Raw genomic sequence first — 16,891 nt, 5'->3', positions numbered from 1 at the left:
TCGGCTGTCACCTCTTAGGTCATCGCGCTGTTTCCCCGAGCGTTACGCCCATTCTGCGTGGCCCGAGTCACATCCCGTAACCGATCAAAGTAAGACATAGCCCGACATAAGCGGTCAGCCTGGGGCCCGATCCGGCACGGTCACGGTGGTCGAGTCCCCTCTTCGCGCCGTCGGACCCGCAGGATCCGTCGTGGATCCTGCGGGTCCGACGGGGAAGGGTGCGCGGACGGGGGATGCCCAGGAGGGGGAGGCATCGCCCGAGCGCGGCACCCGGGGGTGAAGTCAGTGCTCGCGGGGCGCGGGCACCACGCGCTCCACCTCGGGGTGGACGGTGAGCAGCTGGCGCATGGCCGACTCGGCGGCCGCGCCGTCGCCGGCCGCGAGGGCGTCGACGATCCTGCCGTGCTGGGCGAGCGACGCCTCGTTCGGCCGGTCACAGCCGGTCACCGGGCCGCCGGAGACCTGGAGAGCGGCCGAGACGATGCCGGAGAGGTGTTCGAGCATGCGGTTGCCCGCCATCTGGATGAGCAGCGAGTGGAACTCGGAGTCGGCGCGGGAGAAGGTCAGGACGTCGCCCTGTCCCATCGCGTGCCCCATGATCTCGACCATGTCGGCGAGGCGCTGCTGGACGTCGTCGCGCCCGTGCCCGGCGGCAAGACGGGCGGCGAGGGGCTCGATCGTCCAGCGCAGCTCGCTCAGCTCCCGGCGCTGGTCGTCGCGCTGCGGCCCGAAGGCCCGCCATTCGATGATGTCCGGGTCGAGGAGGTTCCAGTCACTGACGGGGCGCACCCGCGTACCGACGTTCGGACGGGCACTGACCAGGCCCTTCGCCTCCAGGACGCGGAGCGACTCCCGCACGACGGTCCGGGAGACCTCGAAGCGCTGGCCGATCTCCTCGGGCACGAGCGGACGGTCGGCGCCCAGGTCTCCGGAGACGATCATCTGTCCGAGCTGCTGAACGAGTTGGCCGTGCAGCCCGCGTCCGCGGCTGCCCGCCGCACGGCGGCCGACGCGGCCGAGTTCGGGATCCGCGCTCTCCCAGGCGGAGGTTCCGACGCGGTCGGCGACGGAAGCCTCGGCGTAGGGGTAGCGGTCGAGTTCGCCCGGGCCGACGAGTCCGGAGTCGGCGGCGCGGGCGGCGGTCATCATGGTGTGCGCAAGGGTACTCACGCATCCTTTGTCGGCGTCGTTTCCAACTCCCTTGAGGTCTTTGGTGAAAAGCACACGAAAGGGTGATCGCTCACCCCGTCGCAATTGACGCCTTATCGGAAAGAAATGAGCTATCCCCGGGGAGTTGCGTTCAACGCCATTCAGAAAAGGGCGAGAAGAGTCGTCATCGGACCTTTCCGCGTAGGGTCGTGAAGAGGAAAGCGCCGAGCAGAGCTGCGAGGGACAACGTCAGCGCGCCACCCACGGGTTGGGCGACCAGGCGGGCCACGGCCTCCACGTACCGCTCCCCGCCGAACGGCCACTGGTTCAGCAGCAGCTCCCGCATCCGCAGCGGAAATCCGGCCGCGGTCCGCACGGACGGTCCCTCCACGACCTTCTGTACGACGGGTACGACGGCCACCGGCACGGCGACCACCGCCGCCAGCCCCGCCGTGGTGGACCGGAACAGCCCGGCCGCGAGCACCCCGGCCCACGCGCAGCCCACCACGAGCCCGAACCAACTGGCGCTCAGCGAAAGCCAGTCCGAGGGCACCTCCGCGAGCTCCCGGCCGAAGACGAGATAGAGCATCTCGATGTCGCAGCCCAGGGTGAGCACCGCGAGCAGCAGGGCGGTGCCGGTGGTGACGAGGAGCTTCGCGGCGAGCAGCCCCAGCCGGCGCGGGACGGTGCCGCGGTCGGTGGCGAGCGCGGGATGGCGGAACTCGTCGCCGAAGGCGAGCGCGCCGAGCAGCCCGGCCCCGAGCGCCGCGGGCGGCAGCGGCAACTGCTGGGGCCATCCGGCCATCAGCCGGGGCCGGGGGGTGTGACCGATCCGCGCGAGGACGACGGCGGTGACGGCGGAGACCAGGAGCACGACCCCGCAGGTGACGAACCCGGTGCCGACCCCGGCCGCGCGCCGCAGCTCGTAGCGCAGGGGGCGGAGGGGGCTGGGTGCGGTGCGCACGGAGATGGGGGGCGGGAGCTCGGGCAGCGCGCCGGGACCCGGACCGGCCTCGGGTACCTCGGCGGCCCGCCGGCGGGGAGCGCCCTCCGGTGCCTCGGTCTTGGGCTCGGCCTCCGTCCGCCGCCGGCCGCCGGAGCGGGCCTGCGGGGTGCGGGCCGCGGTGTCCTGTGCCGCGGCGGACCGCTCACGGCGCTTGCGCGTCGGTGCGGACGCAGGCGCGTCCGGCCCGGCGGACTCCGTCCCCGAGGAGGGCTCGGCGCCGGTCGGACCGCCGGCGCGGGCACGGGCCGCCGTCTGCTCACGGGACCCGGCGGAGCGCGTGGCGGCGGCCTTACGCTGCGGCGCGACATCGGCCCGCGCCGCCTCGCCCGAGGACCGGTCCGCCGCGGCGGCCGGTCCCATGTCGCCGATCTCGTCGGCGAGTTGGTGGACCGGGATGCCGTGCCGGAACGCCGTCTCCCCCACGTCGGCGCACGTACTGCCGTACACCGACAGCCGGTTGCCGCTCTCGCGCACGACCTCGACCGAGCGGTGCGTGGTGCGGGCCTCCTTGGTGAGCAGGGTGGCGAGGCGGGGGGCGTGGGGGGTGCGGACGGCGACCCGGGGGCGCAGCCGGGTGCGGGCGAAGTCGGCGGCCTCCTGGTCGGCGACGATCCGTCCCCGCTCGAGGGTGACGACCTGGTCGGCGGTGCGGGCTGCTTCCTTGGGGTCCGCCGTGGTGAGCAGGACGGTGCCGCCCTGGGCGACGTGTGCCCGCAGCATGCCGTGCAGCCAGCGCTTCTCGCGCGTCGAGAGCCCACCGGCGGGGTCGTCGAGGACGAGGGTGTGCGGATCGGTCAGCAGGGCGCAGGCCAGTCCGAGACGGCGGTCCATGCCGCGCGAGAGCGTGGAGAGCCGTTCGTCGCGCAGACTGACGAGGCCGACCACCTCCAGCACCTCGTCCGCGCGCCGCGCGGGGACGCCGGCCGCCGCGCAGAGCATGCGCAGATGACCGCGGACCGTGCGGGACGGATGCCCCGGCACATCGCCGAGAACCACACCCACCTCGCGTGAGGGATGGGCGATGCGGTGCAGGGGGCGTCCCCTGAAGTAGGTGACGCCTCGGCCCCGTTGGAGTTCGAGCATCAGTCTGAGCACCGTGGTCTTGCCCGCACCCGGGCCCCCGAGCAACGCGGTGACGCGCCCCGCACGCGCCTCGAACGAGACGTCGTCGACGGCGGGGGGAAGGTCCTTGCGAGGGTCGCTGGTCAATCCGATGGCCTGGATCACCCGCAGCAAGATAGCGCGCTATGTCCGTTTTTTCGGGTAGGGCAAGGCCCGCCGGCGGGACCCCTTCCCCGCGATCGGGCCGGGCCCGGCTCCCCGTCTTCGGTCACGCCCCCGACCGGAGCGCCGTGCGGGCCGCCGCGTCAGACCTCGGGGCGCAGCATCGGGGGGTTGAGCAGTGTGGCGCCGCCGGCCCGGAAGAGCTGCGCCGGGCGCCCTCCTTGGCGGGTGGTGGTGCCGCCGGTCGGGACGAGGAACCCGGGTGTCCCCGTCACCTTGCGGTGGAAGTTGCGCGGGTCGAGCGCCACGCCCCACACCGCCTCGTACACGCGCCGCAACTCCCCCACGGTGAACTCGGCGGGGCAGAACGCCGTCGCCAGCGACGAGTATTCGATCTTGGACCGGGCGCGTTCCACTCCGTCGGAGAGGATCTGGGCGTGGTCGAAGGCGAGCGGTGCGACGGGCTCGCCGTCCCGGCCGTAGCCGCCCTGCTGCAGCAGTTCGTCGACCGGGGCCCAGCGCGCGTTGCTCGCGTCGCCCCCCGCCGTCGGCGCGGGCAGGTCGGGGGCGAGCGCCAGGTGGGCCACGCTGACCACCCGCATCCGGGGGTCCCGGTCGGGGTCGCCGTAGGTCGCCAACTGCTCCAGGTGCGCCCCGTAGTCCTGGGCCGGGGCGCCCGGATCGTGGGCCTGCAGACCGGTCTCCTCGGCCAACTCCCGTGCCGCCGCCTGTGCCAGATCCTCGTCGGCCCGCACGAACCCGCCGGGAAGCGCCCAGCGCCCCTGGAAGGGGGGCTCTCCCCTGCGGACCGCCAGCGCGCACAAGGCGTGACGGCGCACGGTCAGCACGACCAGGTCCACGGTGACGGCGAAGGGCGGAAAGGCTGACGGGTCGTAGGGCATGCGGCGATCATAGTCGTCTGCCTGACGATAAACACTCCCTTCTGTGGTCGGGGTGATCGCGGACCGGAGTCACGTCGGGATGCGCGGGCGCCGTCTCACGCGGCCGCACCCCCACCTCCGTCACGCCTTCCGTCGGTCCGGACCGTGGCCCCACGAGCCGGCTTCCTGCGGGGCGCGCGGTCGGCCGCGCCCTTCCTGCCGTTGCCGTTGCCGTTGCGCTTGGGGTCGGGGTTGGGAGAGGACGTGGCCGGGCGCGTGGGTCCGGGGTGCGTGCCGGTGGCCGTACGCGGGCGGGGAACCCTGGCCCGGCGCTCCCGTGCGGGGCTCTTGGTCGCGCGGGAGTCGCCGCGGCGGGCGGCCGAGGGGTGGCGGGACCGGGCGAGGCGGCGGGCTTCAGCGTCGCCCGGCGCTTCTACGGAGGACTCCGCGCCGCTCGGTCCCTCGCCGGGCGCCCCCGCCCTGTCCGGTCCCTCGCCGGACGGCCCCTCCCCTGACGACGACTCCGCTACGTCCGGCTCCTCCCCGGACGACTTCACCCCGTCTGACACCTCTCCGGACGGCTCCGACTCGCCGGGTCCCTCCCCGGATGTCTCCGCCCTGTCCAGCCCCTCCCCGGACGTCTCCACCCCGTCCGGCCCCTCCCCTGACGTCTCCACCCCGTCCAGTCCCTCCCCGGACGTCTCCACCCCGTCCAGTCCCTCCCCAGAGGAGCCCTTCTCGCCCGGCCCCTCCCCCGACGGCTCCTCCCCGGACGGCTCCGCCGCCTCCGCGCTCCTCCGGCCGCGTCCGGTGCGTTCCGCCCGGAGGCAGCGGCGGATCGACTCCGGGTCCAGTCCCTCGTTGCAGGCCTGGTGGAGCAGGCGGGCGAAGAGGTAGTCGGGGTCGGCCGCGAGGGCCATGGCGAAGGCCTCGCGGGCCTCCAGGTCGTCGCCGCTCGACCAGGCGACCCAGCCGGCCAGCGTCAGGGGCGCCGCCGCGTGCTCGTGGTACGGCCGTACACAGCGGCGGGCGAGCGCCCGCCACAGCCGGAGCGCGGGAGCGGCCTCGCCGTCCTCCATCCACTCGGCCACGCGGTCCCGGGTCGCGCGGTCCTGAAGGCCGAGGATGAGCCGCGCCGCCTCGTCGTGGGCGAGCAGTTCGTCGTCGCGGAGGTCCGCGATGAGCGTCCCGGACACGACCGGGGCCTCGGCGAACCGGCGCAGCAGCCGCTCGGCCAGCTGCAGTGTCTCCACCGCGACGCCCGCCCGCGTGGCCACGTCGAGGACCCTGGGGACCAGCTCCAGGGCCACGGTGTCGAGGGCGACCTCCTGCTCCAGTGCCGCACCGGTCTCCAGCGGCTGGAGCCGCGCCCTCAGCTGCCGGAGGGAGCCGCGCACCTGGACCCCCGCGTAGGCGGCGGCCGCCGCCAGGACGGACGTGCCCGGCAGGCCCATGGGCCGGCCCTCGGGCGGGCAGCACTCGTCCCGGTCGCAGCAGTACGACCAGAAGCGACCGTCGGAGATGCACAGCGCCTCCACGACGGGGACGTCCAGGCTGCCGCAGGCGAGGCGGGTCTTCTGGGCGAGGGGGCGAAGGCGCTCCATGACCTGGCGGCCCGTCTCGCCCTTCGCCGGTTCCTGGCAGAGGAAGGCGACCATCTGCTCCGGCCTGGCTCCCCTGCGCTCGCTGCCGGTCACGAGGCCGTGGGCCAGCTGCCCGGCGGCGGACTCCCAGTCGTCGGCGCTCGCGGGGATGCCGAGGCGGGCCCGGCCGCCGAACCGGCCCCGGCCGTCGGCGTCGTGCAGCGCGACCAGCACGATGCTGTCCTCCGGGCGGTACCCCAGCAGATACGGCAGGGCGTCGGCCAGCTCGTCGGGGGTGCGCAGGGTGACCTGGTGCTCGGGCAGGGGGTGCTCCCGCACCGCCGGGACGCGGTCGAGGTCGCCGACCCGCCGGGCGCGCTGCCGCTCGCCGCCCACGGTGTCGTCGTTGTCGGGGGTTCCGGTCGTTCCGCTGTGGTTCGTCATGCGCCGACGATCTCGCGGAACTAAAAACTCCGCTTGGGCCTGTGGATAAGTCCGACCAGGGACACGACAACAGCCGCCGACAGAACCCGCCGGCTCACCCCGTGGCCGCCAGCACCAGCGGAAGCACCTCCCCGCTCCCTGCCCTCCGCAGCAGCCGCGCCGCGACCGCCAGCGTCCACCCGGTGTCGGTGCGGTCGTCCACCAGCAGCACCGGACCGGGCGTGGCGGCCAGTGCCTCGGCCAGGTCCGCCGGGACCGTGAACGCCTGGGACAGCCCCTTGAGGCGCTGCGCGGAGTTGCTGCGCCGGGCCAGGTGCGCGCCGTCCTCCCCGGCGTACGTCAGCGCGCCGAGGAACGGCAGCCGGCCGATGGAGGCGACCCCGCGCGCGAGGGAGCCCACCAGCTCGGGACGCGTCAGCGACGGCACGGCGACGACGCCCACGGGCCGGTCCACGGCGTCGGGGACGTCCGGGGCCCAGCCGCCCGGGGAGCGCGCCCAGTCGGCGAGGACGGCCACCACGGCCTTCAGGACGTCGTCCGGGACCGGGCCGTCGGGCGCGTTGTCGGCGAGCAGCGGGCGCAGCCGGTTGCCCCAGCCGATGTCCGAGAGCCGCCCCAGGGCGCGTCCCGTCGAGCACTGCTCACCGGCCGGGATGCGGCCCTTGAGTTCTACGCCCAGCGCGGGCATCCCGGTCGGCCACATGCGGCGCGGTTCGATCTCCACGCCGGGGCGGTCCAGCTCCTTGGCCGCGCCGGTCAGCGTCTCCGGGGAGACGGACGCGTCGGCCCAGGGTCCCGCGCAGTTGTCGCAGCGGCCGCACGGGGTGGCCCCCTCGTCGTCCAGCTGCTCGCGCAGGAACTCCATCCGGCACCGGGACGTGCCGACGTAGTCGCGCATCGCCTGCTGCTCGGCCGCCCTCTGACGCGCCACGCGCGCGTAGCGCTCGGCGTCGTACACCCACTCGGCGCCGGTCGCCGTCCAGCCGCCCTTGACCCGCTTGACCGCGCCGTCGACGTCCAGGACCTTCAGCATCGTCTCCAGCCTGGTGCGGCGCAGGTCGACCGTCGCCTCCAGGGCGGGCACGGACAGGGGCCGTCCCGCGTCCGCGAGCGCGGCGAGGGTCTGGCGGACCTGCGACTCGGGCGGGAAGGCGGTGTCCGCGAAGTAGCGCCAGATCGCCTCGTCCTCCTGGCCCGGCAGCAGCAGGACGTCGGCGTGCTCGACGCCGCGGCCGGCCCGTCCGACCTGCTGGTAGTAGGCGATCGGCGAGGAGGGCGAGCCGAGGTGCACCACGAAGCCCAGGTCGGGCTTGTCGAAGCCCATGCCCAGGGCGGAGGTCGCGACCAGCGCCTTGACCCGGTTCGCCAGGAGGTCGTTCTCCGCCTGCAACCGGTCGGCGTTCTCCGTGCGGCCCGTGTAGGACGCGACGGCAAAGCCCCGCTGCCGCAGGAACGCGGTGGCCTCCTCGGCCGCGGCGACCGTGAGCGCGTAGACGATGCCCGAGCCCGGCAGCTCGTCCAGGTGTTCCGCGAGCCAGGCGAGGCGGTGCGCGGCGTCCGGCAGCCGGACCACGCCCAGCCGCAGGCTCTCGCGCTCCAGCGGCCCGCGCAGCACCAGGGCCTCTCCGGCGCCGGTGCCCAGCTGCTCGGCCACGTCGGCGGTCACGCGCGCGTTGGCCGTCGCCGTCGTGGCCAGCACGGGCACACCGGGTGACAGCTCGGCGAGCATGGCGCGCAGCCGCCGGTAGTCGGGGCGGAAGTCATGGCCCCAGTCGGAGATGCAGTGCGCCTCGTCGACCACGAGCAAGCCGGTCGTGGCCGCGAGCTTGGGCAGCATCTGGTCGCGGAAGTCGACGGAGTTGAGGCGCTCGGGGCTGACGAGGAGCACGTCGGTCTCGCCGCGCTCGATCTCGCCGTGGATGGTCTCCCACTCCTCGGGGTTGGCCGAGTTGATGGTCCGCGCGCGGATGCCGGCCCGTGCCGCCGACTCGACCTGGTTGCGCATCAGCGCGAGCAGCGGCGAGACGATCACCGTCGGTCCCGCGCCCCGCCGGCGCAGCAGCGCCGTCGCGACGAAGTACACCGCCGACTTCCCCCAGCCGGTCCGCTGGACCACCAGGGCCCGCCGGCGCTCGCGCACCAGCGCCGCCACCGCCTGCCACTGGTCCTCCCGCAGGCGTGCCCCGGGGTCGCCCACGAGCTCGGCGAGGATGGCGTCGGCTTCGGTGTGCAGCTCCTGGTCGTCCATGTCTCCATGCAACCCGATGACCGGGCAGGTCAGCCACTCACAGCAGGTGACAGCCCTTTCACGTGCGGTTTCCTTCGCCGCCCCCGGTCACCGCCGGCTGTCTCCCGACCGCCCGCCGATGCGTCACGGACGGCGTTTCCGGGTAGGGATATAACCCTCGAGCCATCAGATAACGGTCGGCGACGCCAATTGCTCGTTGCCGCAACCAGGTTCGCCAGGAAGAATTGAAGTCCGCTCCCCGCACGGCTCGTCCGTGGTCCGGTAGGGCTCCGCTGCGGTGCGCGCTCCCCCGAATCCGACCTCGCCCTCAGTGTGGGCGCGTAGCCGAAGGGAGGACCGTGACCTTCGGATTCGCTCCGTCCTCCGCGGCATCCACGTCGACGTCAGCCGACCTGCCCGCCGCATCCAACTCCCTGGCCCGCATGCTCGAACCCGCCGAATGGGCCGCCGCGGGAATCCCGCTGCTGCGCAATCCCCGCGAGGTCGTCAGCGGGCTCCACTCCCGGCATCGCCCCAAGCCGTCGACCGCGATCGTGGCCGTCCTCGACGCGGACGAACGGCTGCGGGCGAGCGCGTCGTTCGTCCGCCGCTCGGCGCCCGCCGACGGCTGGATGTTCCGCAACGCCCTGCTGTCCCAGCTCCGTCGCGTCATCCCGCACGACCTGCGCCGCCGCACCCCGGTGCGTACCGCGGTCCTGCTCTACTGCCGCGAGGGCGACGGGCGTTGGACGGAGGAGGACGGCGCGTGGATGTGGGGGCTGCGGGACGCCTGCACCCTGCACGGCCTGCGCTGCGGGGCGTACATCACGCTGACCCGCGACGGCTGGCAGGTCCTCGGGGAGGGCCGTGGCGGCCGCCGCCCGAACACCGACTCGGCGCCGGAGCCGTTCGCCACGTCCGAGTCCCCGCTGCCGATGCCCCGCACAGGTGGCGCGGCGTCGGAGGTGCTGCGGCGCGCGGCGGCCCGCTGAGGCCGGGTCCGAGGCTGCCGACGGTCCCGGTGCGTGGTTCCGGCCACCACCGGGCGCCGTGAGCCCACGCGAAGAACCACCCGGCATCACGATCACCCACGCGCACGACGGTCTCGGCACCGCGGCGGGAACAAGGACCGTCCCGGCACTCGGCACCGCGCCCGCACCCACGCGCGCGAGGAGGCCGGCCCGCCCGGAGGCACACCGGCGTCGCACACCGCGCGATACGGCACCGACGGAGCCGGTGACGTCTCAGACGCCCGCGCCCAGCACCGAGTTGATGCGCTGCGGGTCGCCGCAGACGATCAGCAGGGCACCGGCACGGCCGAGGGCCAGCGGCAGCGCCGTGGCGGCCACGGCGTCGGTCCCGCCGTTCAGCGCCACGACGACGACCTGGCGGGGCGCGGCACGGCCGGCCACGGAGGCGTCGGCGTAGAAGACGTCGTCTCCCGCGTCGTGCTGCGCCCAGTAGGCGGCCTCGCCGAACGACAGCTCGTGGGCGGCCCACGGGTGCTGTTCGCCGGTCGTGATCACCAGCACCTCGCCAGGGGCGCGCCCCGAGTCGAGGAGCAGGTCGACGGCTTCCTCGGCGGCGTCGAGGGCACCCTCGGGCGACGCCGGGATCAGCTGGATCTGCGGGGCGGCCGGAGCCGGGGCGGCGGTGGCGGTCGCGGCCGGAGCCGACGGGCCGGGCTTGGCGGCGGCCACGTCACGCGGGGTGCGTTGCGCCGGCGGCGTGGGCCGCAGGGGCCCGGGGCGGCCGGGGCGCGGCGGAGCCGCGGGGCGGGGGCCGGGGACGGGGCGGGGGGTCGGCGCGGTGCGGCCACTGGCCGGAGTGGCGCGGGGACCCTGGGCACTCTCGTGAATCTGAGGCTCCTCGGGAATGAGAGGCATGAGCTGATTTTTATCAAACGCTGGTCCGGTCGGCGCCAGCGGGTGGCACACAAGTGCGAGCGAAGACGTCAGAAATCGAAGCCGAGCTGGCCCTCGATCGCCGGAACGCTTTCCTCCACCCACGTGCGGACCTTCTTGAGGTGCCGCCACTGGGGCAGCGCATCAAGATACGCCCACGACAACCGGTGGTACGGGGTGGGTCCCCGCTCCGCCAGTGCGGCCTTGTGCACGGGCGACGGATACCCGGCGTTGTCCGCGAAACCGAAGTCTGCATGGTCGACACCCAGTTCGGCCATCATTTTGTCGCGCTGGACCTTGGCGATCACCGAGGCCGCCGCCACCGCCACGCACGACTGGTCGCCCTTGATCACCGTACGGACCCGCCAGGGGGTGCCGAGGTAGTCGTGCTTGCCGTCGAGGATGACGGCGTCGGGGCGGACCGGCAGGGCCTCCAGGGCGCGCACGGCGGCCAGGCGCAGCGCGGCCGTCATCCCCCGCTCGTCGATCTCCTCCGGGGACGCGTGCCCGAGGGCGTAGGACGTCACCCAGGTCCGCAGTGTCTCGGCGAGTTCGGTGCGGCGTCTGACGGTGAGCAGCTTGGAGTCGGTGAGGCCCTCCGGGGGCCTGCGCAGACCGGTGATCGCGGCACAGACGGTGACGGGACCGGCCCAGGCACCACGCCCGACCTCGTCGACACCGGCAATGATCTTCGCTCCGGTCGTGGCTCGGAGGGAGCGCTCGACGGTGTGGGTAGGCGGTTCGTACGGCATGGCGCCCTTAGCCTACGCCGCCCGGAAGCGGCTCCGACACCCGGTTCGCCTCGGCCGGCACACGCCCGGACGAGCGTCCGATCAGGCCTCCGTCTTCCGCAGCAGCGGCATCATGAACTGGTCGATCATCTCCTCCAGATCCCCGTCGCCCCATTCGCTGCCGCACATCTTCGAGCGGTACATCATCATCGCCGGGATGGCGTCGTAGACGTAACCATTGGCCGCGTCCTCCCGCACCTCTCCCCGCTCGATTCCCCGGACGACGACCTCCCGCAGCAGCCTGATGGTCGGCTCGACCAGCCCCTCGAAGATCACGGTGTGGAAGCACTCGGCCTGGATGTCTTCACATTCGTGAATCACCGCACGCAACGCGTGACCGGGGCGCGAGAACATCGCGTCGCGCGCCAGCCGGCACAGGGCGAGCAGGTCCTCGCGCACGGATCCGAGGTCGGGAGCGGACTCCAGCGGGGGCAGCCCGGCCCGCAGCGCGTCGGCGACGAGGTCCTCCTTGGAGGGCCAGCGGCGGTAGACGGCGGCCTTCCCGGTCTGCGCGGAGGCGGCGACGCCCTCCATCGTCAGGCCCTTCCAGCCCACGGTGCTGAGCTGCTCCAACGCGGCGTCCAGGATCGCCCGTTCGAGCACCGCGCCGCGCCGGCGCGGGGAGGCCGGCCGAGCGGGGGCGGCCGTCCAGCGCGAGGTAACCATCTGAGCGTCTCCAACGAACGAGCGAAGCGGGGTACGGGAGGCGCGAGCGCCACGCGGCGACCGAAGGGGGACGCGCCGCGCGACCACGCCCTCCACCAGCATGTCAGGAGAAGGCCGCTCTTTCGATGCCCCAAGCACCGAAACGGCCGGAACCGGCGAGGGAGCCCGCGACGAATCCGACCGGCCCGCACGCCCCTGACCAGCACAGGGACCCATACGCCGGACCACCCCCTTAGAGAACGCTTGTGTTCACTAAGCAGGACTCGCTATCGTCCCGACTAGTGAACGCACACGTTCACTACTTCGTCTTTGGGGGACGTTCTCGTGACGCACGATCAGATACAGGCCCACTCACCCGCGCCCGCTCCACCGGGCCCGGCCTCCCGCCCGTCGCATCCGGGCATCGCTCTCGCGGTCATCGCCGCCTGTCAGCTGATGGTGGTCCTCGACGCCACCATCGTCAACATCGCCCTGCCCGACATCCAGAACGCGCTCAACTTCTCCACCACCGACCTGACCTGGGTCGTCAGCGCCTACACGCTCACCTTCGGCGGCCTGCTGCTGCTCGGCGGGCGGGCCGGGGACATCCTCGGGCGCCGCCGGGTCTTCATCACCGGCATCCTGCTGTTCACCTTCGCCTCGCTGCTCGGCGGACTCGCCCAGGAGCCCTGGCAGTTGCTGGCCGCGCGCGTCCTGCAGGGCATGGGCGGCGCCATCGCCTCACCCACCTCGCTCGCGCTGATCACCACGACGTTCCCCGAAGGCCCCGAACGCAACCGGGCATTCGGGATCTTCGCCGCCGTCTCCGCGGGCGGCGGCGCCATCGGACTGCTGGCCGGCGGACTGCTCACCGACTGGCTCGACTGGCGCTGGGTGCTCTTCGTGAACGTGCCCATCGGCGTCCTCATCGCGGCCATGGCACCCCGCTACATCAACGAGTCCGAGCGCCACCCCGGCCGCTTCGACCTGACCGGCGCGCTCACCTCCACGCTGGGCATGGTCGCCCTGGTCTACGGCTTCATCCGGGCCGCGTCCGACGGCTGGCGGGACTCCCTGACGCTCGGCGCGTTCGGCGCGGCCGTGGTGCTGCTCGCCGGCTTCCTCTTCATCGAGAGCCGCGCCAAGGAACCGATCACGCCGCTGCGGATGTTCGCCGACCGCAACCGCTCGGGCGCGTACCTGATCATGATCAGCCTCGCCGCCGCGATGTTCGGCATGTTCTTCTACATCGTGCTGTTCGTGCAGAACGTGCTGGGCTACTCCCCGATCCGGGCCGGCCTGGCCTTCCTGCCGGTCACCGCGGTGATCGCGGTGGGCGCCGGGGTCTCGCAACGGCTGCTGCCGGTGCTCGGTCCCAAGCCGTTCCTGATGGCCGGGACCACGCTCGCGGCCATCGGTCTGGCCTGGCAGTCCCTGGTCGACTCGGGCAGCTCGTACGTCGGCGGGGTGCTCGGCCCGATGCTGCTCTTCGGCCTCGGCATGGGCCTGAACTTCGTGACGCTCACCGTGACCGCCGTGTCCGGTGTCGCCCCGCGCGAGGCGGGCGCCGCCTCCGCCCTGCTCAACACCATGCAGCAGGTGGGCGGCGCGCTGGGCCTGTCCATCCTCACGACGGTCTTCGGCACCGCCAGCCGTAACGAGGCGACCGACCAGGTCGCGTCGTTCATGACCCAGGCCACCCCGGAACAGAAGGCCGCGTTCGCCGAGTCCGGTCAGCTGCCGGCGCCCTGGAGCCACGAGATCCTGTCGCACGGCATCTCCACGGCGTTCATCCCGGCCGCCGCGATGGCCGTCCTGGCGTTCGTCGTCGCCGCGGTCGTGGTGCGGGTCCGCAAGAGCGACCTGGACGCCCTCTCCGGAACGGCGGGCCCCCTGGCGGGGTGACGCACGGGCCCCTCACCGGGCAGCGGACGACCGGCTCCGGTCCACCAGGACCCGGGCCGGTCATCCGTACGCATCCAGCCGGTCATCCAGGCCCCGGCCCGGTGAGCCGTCCCCGCTACACCGAGGCGTGCACCCACTCCGGAAGCGCCTCGGTCCGGCGCAGCCACTCGGCCGGGACCGGCCCCGCCGTGCCGGAGGCGATCACGCCGCCCACGATGGCGCAGGTCGTGTCCATGTCGCCGCCGACCTGGGCGGTCGTCCAGAACGCCTCCTCGTAGTCACCGAGGGCCCGGGCGGCCGACCAGAGCGCGAACGGCACCGTGTCATGGGCGGTCGTCCGCCGGCCGCAGCCCAGGACGGCCGCCACGGTGGCCGCGTCGCCGTAGTCGAGCATGTCCCGGGCGCGCCGCAGGCCCGCGGCGACCGCGCTCTTGGGGACGAGGGCGACGACGTCGTCGAGGAGCTTCTCGGGGCTGGGCGGTCCGCCCGGAGCCGCGGCCAGCGCCGCCGCGGCGGCGACCGCCATGGCCCCGACGACCGCCTCCCGGTGCTGGTGCGTGGGGTAGGCCGAGATCTCGGCCTGGTGCGTGGCCTGCTCGGGGTCGTCGGCGTACCAGGCGCCGAGGGGGGCGATCCGCATCGCCGCGCCGTTCCCCCACGAACCCTGCCCGTTGAACAGGGCGGCGGACAGCTCGCGCCAGTCGCCGCCCTCCCGGACCAGGCGCAGCAGCCGGTTGACGGCGGGACCGTAGCCCCGGTCGAAGTCGTGGTGCTCGGCGAAGGAGCGGGCGAGGGCGTCCTGGTCGATGCGGTGGTGGGCGCTCAGCACGGCCACCACGGAACCGGCCATCTCGGTGTCGTCCGTCCACTGCCAGGGGCCCTCGGGCAGCTCGCGGCGCTTGAGCAGCGGGTAGTTCACCGGGACGAAGAACTGCGAGCCCAGCGCGTCCCCGACCGCCAGTCCGCGGAGGCTGGCGAGGGCGCGCTCCAGGCGCTCGGCGGAGGAGGAGTCAGCGGTCATCGCCCTGCCACTCTATCCGGTGATCCCGTACGGCTCCGGGTCACGCCAGCGGTCGAACGGCCGGTCCAGGGTGTACTTGCCGTCGTCCCCGAGAACGAGCATCCGCATCTCGGCGTTCCCCGGATTGGACAGGGATTCGAATTCCGCGACCGTCCAGTGGAACCAGCGCATGCAGAACAGCCGCATGGCCAGCCCATGGGTCACGAGCAGCACGTTCGGCGGGTGGTCGGGGGCCTCGAAGCTGCGGAAGAGGCTCTCCAGGAAGCCGCCGACCCGGTCGTAGACGTCGGCGCCGGACTCGCCCTGCGCGAAGCGGTAGAAGAAGTGCCCGTAGGCGTCCCGGTACGCCTTCTGGAGGCGGACGTCGTCGCAGTCCTGCCAGTTCCCCCAGTCCTGCTCCCGCAGCCGGGGCTCCTCGCGGACCCGTATGAGCTCGGGGTCGAGGTGGAAGGCACGCAGGGTCTCGTGCGTGCGGCGGTAGGGGGAGACGTACACGCTGACGCGTTCGCGGCCGAAGACCTCGCGCAGCCGTTTGCCGGTCTCCTCCGCCTGCTGCCGGCCCCGCTCGGTGAGGGCCAGAGCATGGTCGGGTTCACGCTCGTACACGGTGTCATCAACATTGCCGGTTGACTCGCCGTGCCGGACAAGGACGATGCGCCGTGGTCGTGCCATGCCAAAACCCTAGATCGGGTGACCGCTGATCGAGCACTCCTGGGGGCTCCATACGGCGTAGGTCACACATTTCCCGCCCCACGGGTCACATCGGGACGCGTGAAACGCGAACGGGGAGGGTGCCGTCAGACCGTCCAGGTGGGCTCCAGTTCCACGATGTCACCGGTGAGGGCGGCGATGTCGGCCTCCGTCTGGGCCCGCAGGGCCAGCCGCTCCACCCGTTCGGTGCGGTACTTCCCGTGCTCGGCGGCCGAGCGCCACATGGACAGGATCAGGAACTCGGGGCCCGGCGCCTCGCCGAACAGCCCGCGGATCATGCCCGGGGAGCCCGCCATCGCGGGGTTCCAGACCTTCTCCTGCATGAGCGTGAAGTGCTCGGCCCGCTCCTCGTGGACCCGGCAGTGCGCGACCCGGACGAGGTCCGCGTCGGTGAAGCGCGGCTCGAAGCCCGTCTTCACGTCGAAGCGGTAGTCGAACAGCTTGACCTGCGCGTCCTTGAAGGTGCCCGACTGGGTCGCGGCCAGCCGGTCGTGCGAACGGGCCATGAAGGAGTCGTAGAAGGAACGACTCTCCCAGAACGAGAAGACGTGCGCGACCCCCTGCCGTCCCCGGCTCCACCCACCGCCTTGTCCCCTGAACCCCGGCTCCCCCAGAAGCCCCGCCCATTTCCGCTGCCCCCGCTCAAAACCGCGGCGGTCCACCACGGTGCAGCGAATCCACTTGACCAGCACCGCGCCATCGTAAGGCCAGGGGGCGTGGCGCCGGTCACGGTCGGCACAGGTGCTTGGCGGCACGGGCTCCGCTTCGCGTGGCAGGATGGACAACCGGCCTTGTCCGCAGGGCAGTTCGGGTCGAGGCAGTCGCGGTACGGGGAAGGGGAAACCTGGTGAACGCCATCAGCAAGAGCTTCCGGAAGGTCGAGATCTCGGTCAAGTGGGATCCGAGTCCCACCGGGCAGCCACCCACCGACCTGGACATAGTGGCCGCCACCTACACGGCGGACGATCCCTACGGCGATCCCGCCTACGTCGTCCACTTCGACAGCCGCTCCCCCGACGGCACGATCCATCTGAACCGCGACAGCAAGGACGGCCAGGGCTTCGGCTGGGACGAGGTGCTGACCGTGGAGCTCGAGCGGCTCGACGCCCGGTACGCGCGCGTGGTGGTCGGCGTGGTCATCCAGCAGCACCCGGCGCAGCGGACCTTCGTGAGTGTCGTCAATCCGGCCCTGCGCATCCGCGAGGGCTACACGGTCCTGGCCGAGAACGACTTCGGCGGGGTCCTCGGCGCGACGGCGGCGACGATCGCGGAGTTCGTCCGGGAGGGCTCGACGACGTGGGACTTCCGTCCCGGCGTGCACGGCTTCGAGGACGATCCGGCGGCCTTCACCCGGACGATGGGTCACCGCCGCGCCTGAGGCGGGCGGCGGACGGACACGG

General features: G+C 73.0%; 14 protein-coding genes. 3 read left to right on the top strand and 11 right to left on the bottom strand.

Features of this window, described 5'->3' with window-relative positions:
* Positions 1 to 282: 282 nt before the first annotated feature.
* The 5 genes from F8R89_RS26420 to F8R89_RS26400 form a co-directional block, all read right to left on the bottom strand.
* Entirely contained in the window at positions 283 to 1,170 is an 888-nt protein-coding gene (locus F8R89_RS26420; RefSeq protein ID WP_151786276.1) for a FadR/GntR family transcriptional regulator, read from the bottom strand.
* Between the two features lie 163 nt (positions 1,171 to 1,333).
* Positions 1,334 to 3,382 carry an ABC transporter ATP-binding protein gene (locus F8R89_RS26415; protein WP_151786275.1) on the bottom strand — a complete coding sequence of 683 codons (2,049 nt, stop codon included), beginning with the start codon at positions 3,380 to 3,382 and terminating at the stop codon, positions 1,334 to 1,336.
* A 140-nt stretch (positions 3,383 to 3,522) separates the two neighbouring features.
* The gene (locus F8R89_RS26410) at positions 3,523 to 4,281 is read right to left on the bottom strand and encodes an NUDIX hydrolase (RefSeq protein ID WP_151786274.1); all 759 of its coding nucleotides are present in this window, start codon (positions 4,279 to 4,281) and stop codon (positions 3,523 to 3,525) included.
* 95 nt (positions 4,282 to 4,376) lie between these two features.
* Positions 4,377 to 6,287, bottom strand: coding sequence for a DUF4192 family protein (locus F8R89_RS26405; protein WP_151786273.1), 1,911 nt, complete (start codon positions 6,285 to 6,287; stop codon positions 4,377 to 4,379).
* A gap of 94 nt (positions 6,288 to 6,381) precedes the next feature.
* Positions 6,382 to 8,535 (bottom strand): RecQ family ATP-dependent DNA helicase, encoded by a 2,154-nt coding sequence (locus tag F8R89_RS26400; protein WP_151786272.1) that lies wholly within the window; start codon positions 8,533 to 8,535, stop codon positions 6,382 to 6,384.
* A gap of 338 nt (positions 8,536 to 8,873) precedes the next feature.
* On the opposite strand from F8R89_RS26400, the gene F8R89_RS26395 reads away from it, so the two are divergent.
* The gene (locus F8R89_RS26395) at positions 8,874 to 9,506 is read left to right on the top strand and encodes a hypothetical protein (RefSeq protein ID WP_151786271.1); all 633 of its coding nucleotides are present in this window, start codon (positions 8,874 to 8,876) and stop codon (positions 9,504 to 9,506) included.
* A 252-nt stretch (positions 9,507 to 9,758) separates the two neighbouring features.
* On the opposite strand, the gene F8R89_RS26390 is transcribed toward F8R89_RS26395, so the two are convergent.
* From F8R89_RS26390 to F8R89_RS26380, 3 genes are all read right to left on the bottom strand, one after another.
* On the bottom strand, positions 9,759 to 10,400 hold the full coding sequence (locus tag F8R89_RS26390; RefSeq protein ID WP_151786270.1) for a hypothetical protein: 642 nt from the start codon (positions 10,398 to 10,400) through the stop codon (positions 9,759 to 9,761).
* Between the two features lie 68 nt (positions 10,401 to 10,468).
* Positions 10,469 to 11,170 (bottom strand): ribonuclease HII, encoded by a 702-nt coding sequence (locus F8R89_RS26385; protein ID WP_151786269.1) that lies wholly within the window; start codon positions 11,168 to 11,170, stop codon positions 10,469 to 10,471.
* A gap of 81 nt (positions 11,171 to 11,251) precedes the next feature.
* Positions 11,252 to 11,875 (bottom strand): TetR/AcrR family transcriptional regulator, encoded by a 624-nt coding sequence (locus tag F8R89_RS26380; protein WP_151786268.1) that lies wholly within the window; start codon positions 11,873 to 11,875, stop codon positions 11,252 to 11,254.
* Between the two features lie 324 nt (positions 11,876 to 12,199).
* Between F8R89_RS26380 and F8R89_RS26375 the strand changes: the two genes are divergently transcribed.
* On the top strand, positions 12,200 to 13,759 hold the full coding sequence (locus F8R89_RS26375) for an MFS transporter (RefSeq protein ID WP_225994492.1): 1,560 nt from the start codon (positions 12,200 to 12,202) through the stop codon (positions 13,757 to 13,759).
* A gap of 115 nt (positions 13,760 to 13,874) precedes the next feature.
* On the opposite strand, the gene F8R89_RS26370 is transcribed toward F8R89_RS26375, so the two are convergent.
* From F8R89_RS26370 to F8R89_RS26360, 3 genes are all read right to left on the bottom strand, one after another.
* Positions 13,875 to 14,780, bottom strand: coding sequence for an ADP-ribosylglycohydrolase family protein (locus F8R89_RS26370; RefSeq protein ID WP_151786267.1), 906 nt, complete (start codon positions 14,778 to 14,780; stop codon positions 13,875 to 13,877).
* Between the two features lie 12 nt (positions 14,781 to 14,792).
* Positions 14,793 to 15,452 (bottom strand): histidine phosphatase family protein, encoded by a 660-nt coding sequence (locus F8R89_RS26365; RefSeq protein ID WP_151786266.1) that lies wholly within the window; start codon positions 15,450 to 15,452, stop codon positions 14,793 to 14,795.
* 125 nt (positions 15,453 to 15,577) lie between these two features.
* Positions 15,578 to 16,183, bottom strand: a complete 606-nt coding sequence (locus F8R89_RS26360; protein WP_151786265.1) for a YdbC family protein — start codon at positions 16,181 to 16,183, stop codon at positions 15,578 to 15,580.
* 155 nt (positions 16,184 to 16,338) lie between these two features.
* On the opposite strand from F8R89_RS26360, the gene F8R89_RS26355 reads away from it, so the two are divergent.
* Positions 16,339 to 16,869, top strand: a complete 531-nt coding sequence (locus F8R89_RS26355; RefSeq protein ID WP_151786264.1) for a TerD family protein — start codon at positions 16,339 to 16,341, stop codon at positions 16,867 to 16,869.
* The last annotated feature ends 22 nt before the right edge of the window (positions 16,870 to 16,891 follow it).

The organism is Streptomyces sp. SS1-1, from assembly GCF_008973465.1.
Taxonomy (GTDB): Bacteria; Actinomycetota; Actinomycetes; order Streptomycetales; family Streptomycetaceae; genus Streptomyces.
Note: the sequence above shows the minus strand (reverse complement) of the source record. Positions and strands in the feature narration are given on the sequence as shown.

Bases quoted from the DNA above. Each gene is read 5' to 3' on its own strand.
- F8R89_RS26410 (WP_151786274.1), bottom strand. From the start codon at position 4,281: ATGCCCTACGACCCGTCAGCCTTTCCGCCCTTCGCCGTCACCGTGGAC.
- F8R89_RS26405 (WP_151786273.1), bottom strand. From the start codon at position 6,287: ATGACGAACCACAGCGGAACGACCGGAACCCCCGACAACGACGACACC.
- F8R89_RS26400 (WP_151786272.1), bottom strand. From the start codon at position 8,535: ATGGACGACCAGGAGCTGCACACCGAAGCCGACGCCATCCTCGCCGAG.
- F8R89_RS26390 (WP_151786270.1), bottom strand. From the start codon at position 10,400: ATGCCTCTCATTCCCGAGGAGCCTCAGATTCACGAGAGTGCCCAGGGT.
- F8R89_RS26385 (WP_151786269.1), bottom strand. From the start codon at position 11,170: ATGCCGTACGAACCGCCTACCCACACCGTCGAGCGCTCCCTCCGAGCC.
- F8R89_RS26380 (WP_151786268.1), bottom strand. From the start codon at position 11,875: ATGGTTACCTCGCGCTGGACGGCCGCCCCCGCTCGGCCGGCCTCCCCG.
- F8R89_RS26370 (WP_151786267.1), bottom strand. From the start codon at position 14,780: ATGACCGCTGACTCCTCCTCCGCCGAGCGCCTGGAGCGCGCCCTCGCC.
- F8R89_RS26365 (WP_151786266.1), bottom strand. From the start codon at position 15,452: ATGGCACGACCACGGCGCATCGTCCTTGTCCGGCACGGCGAGTCAACC.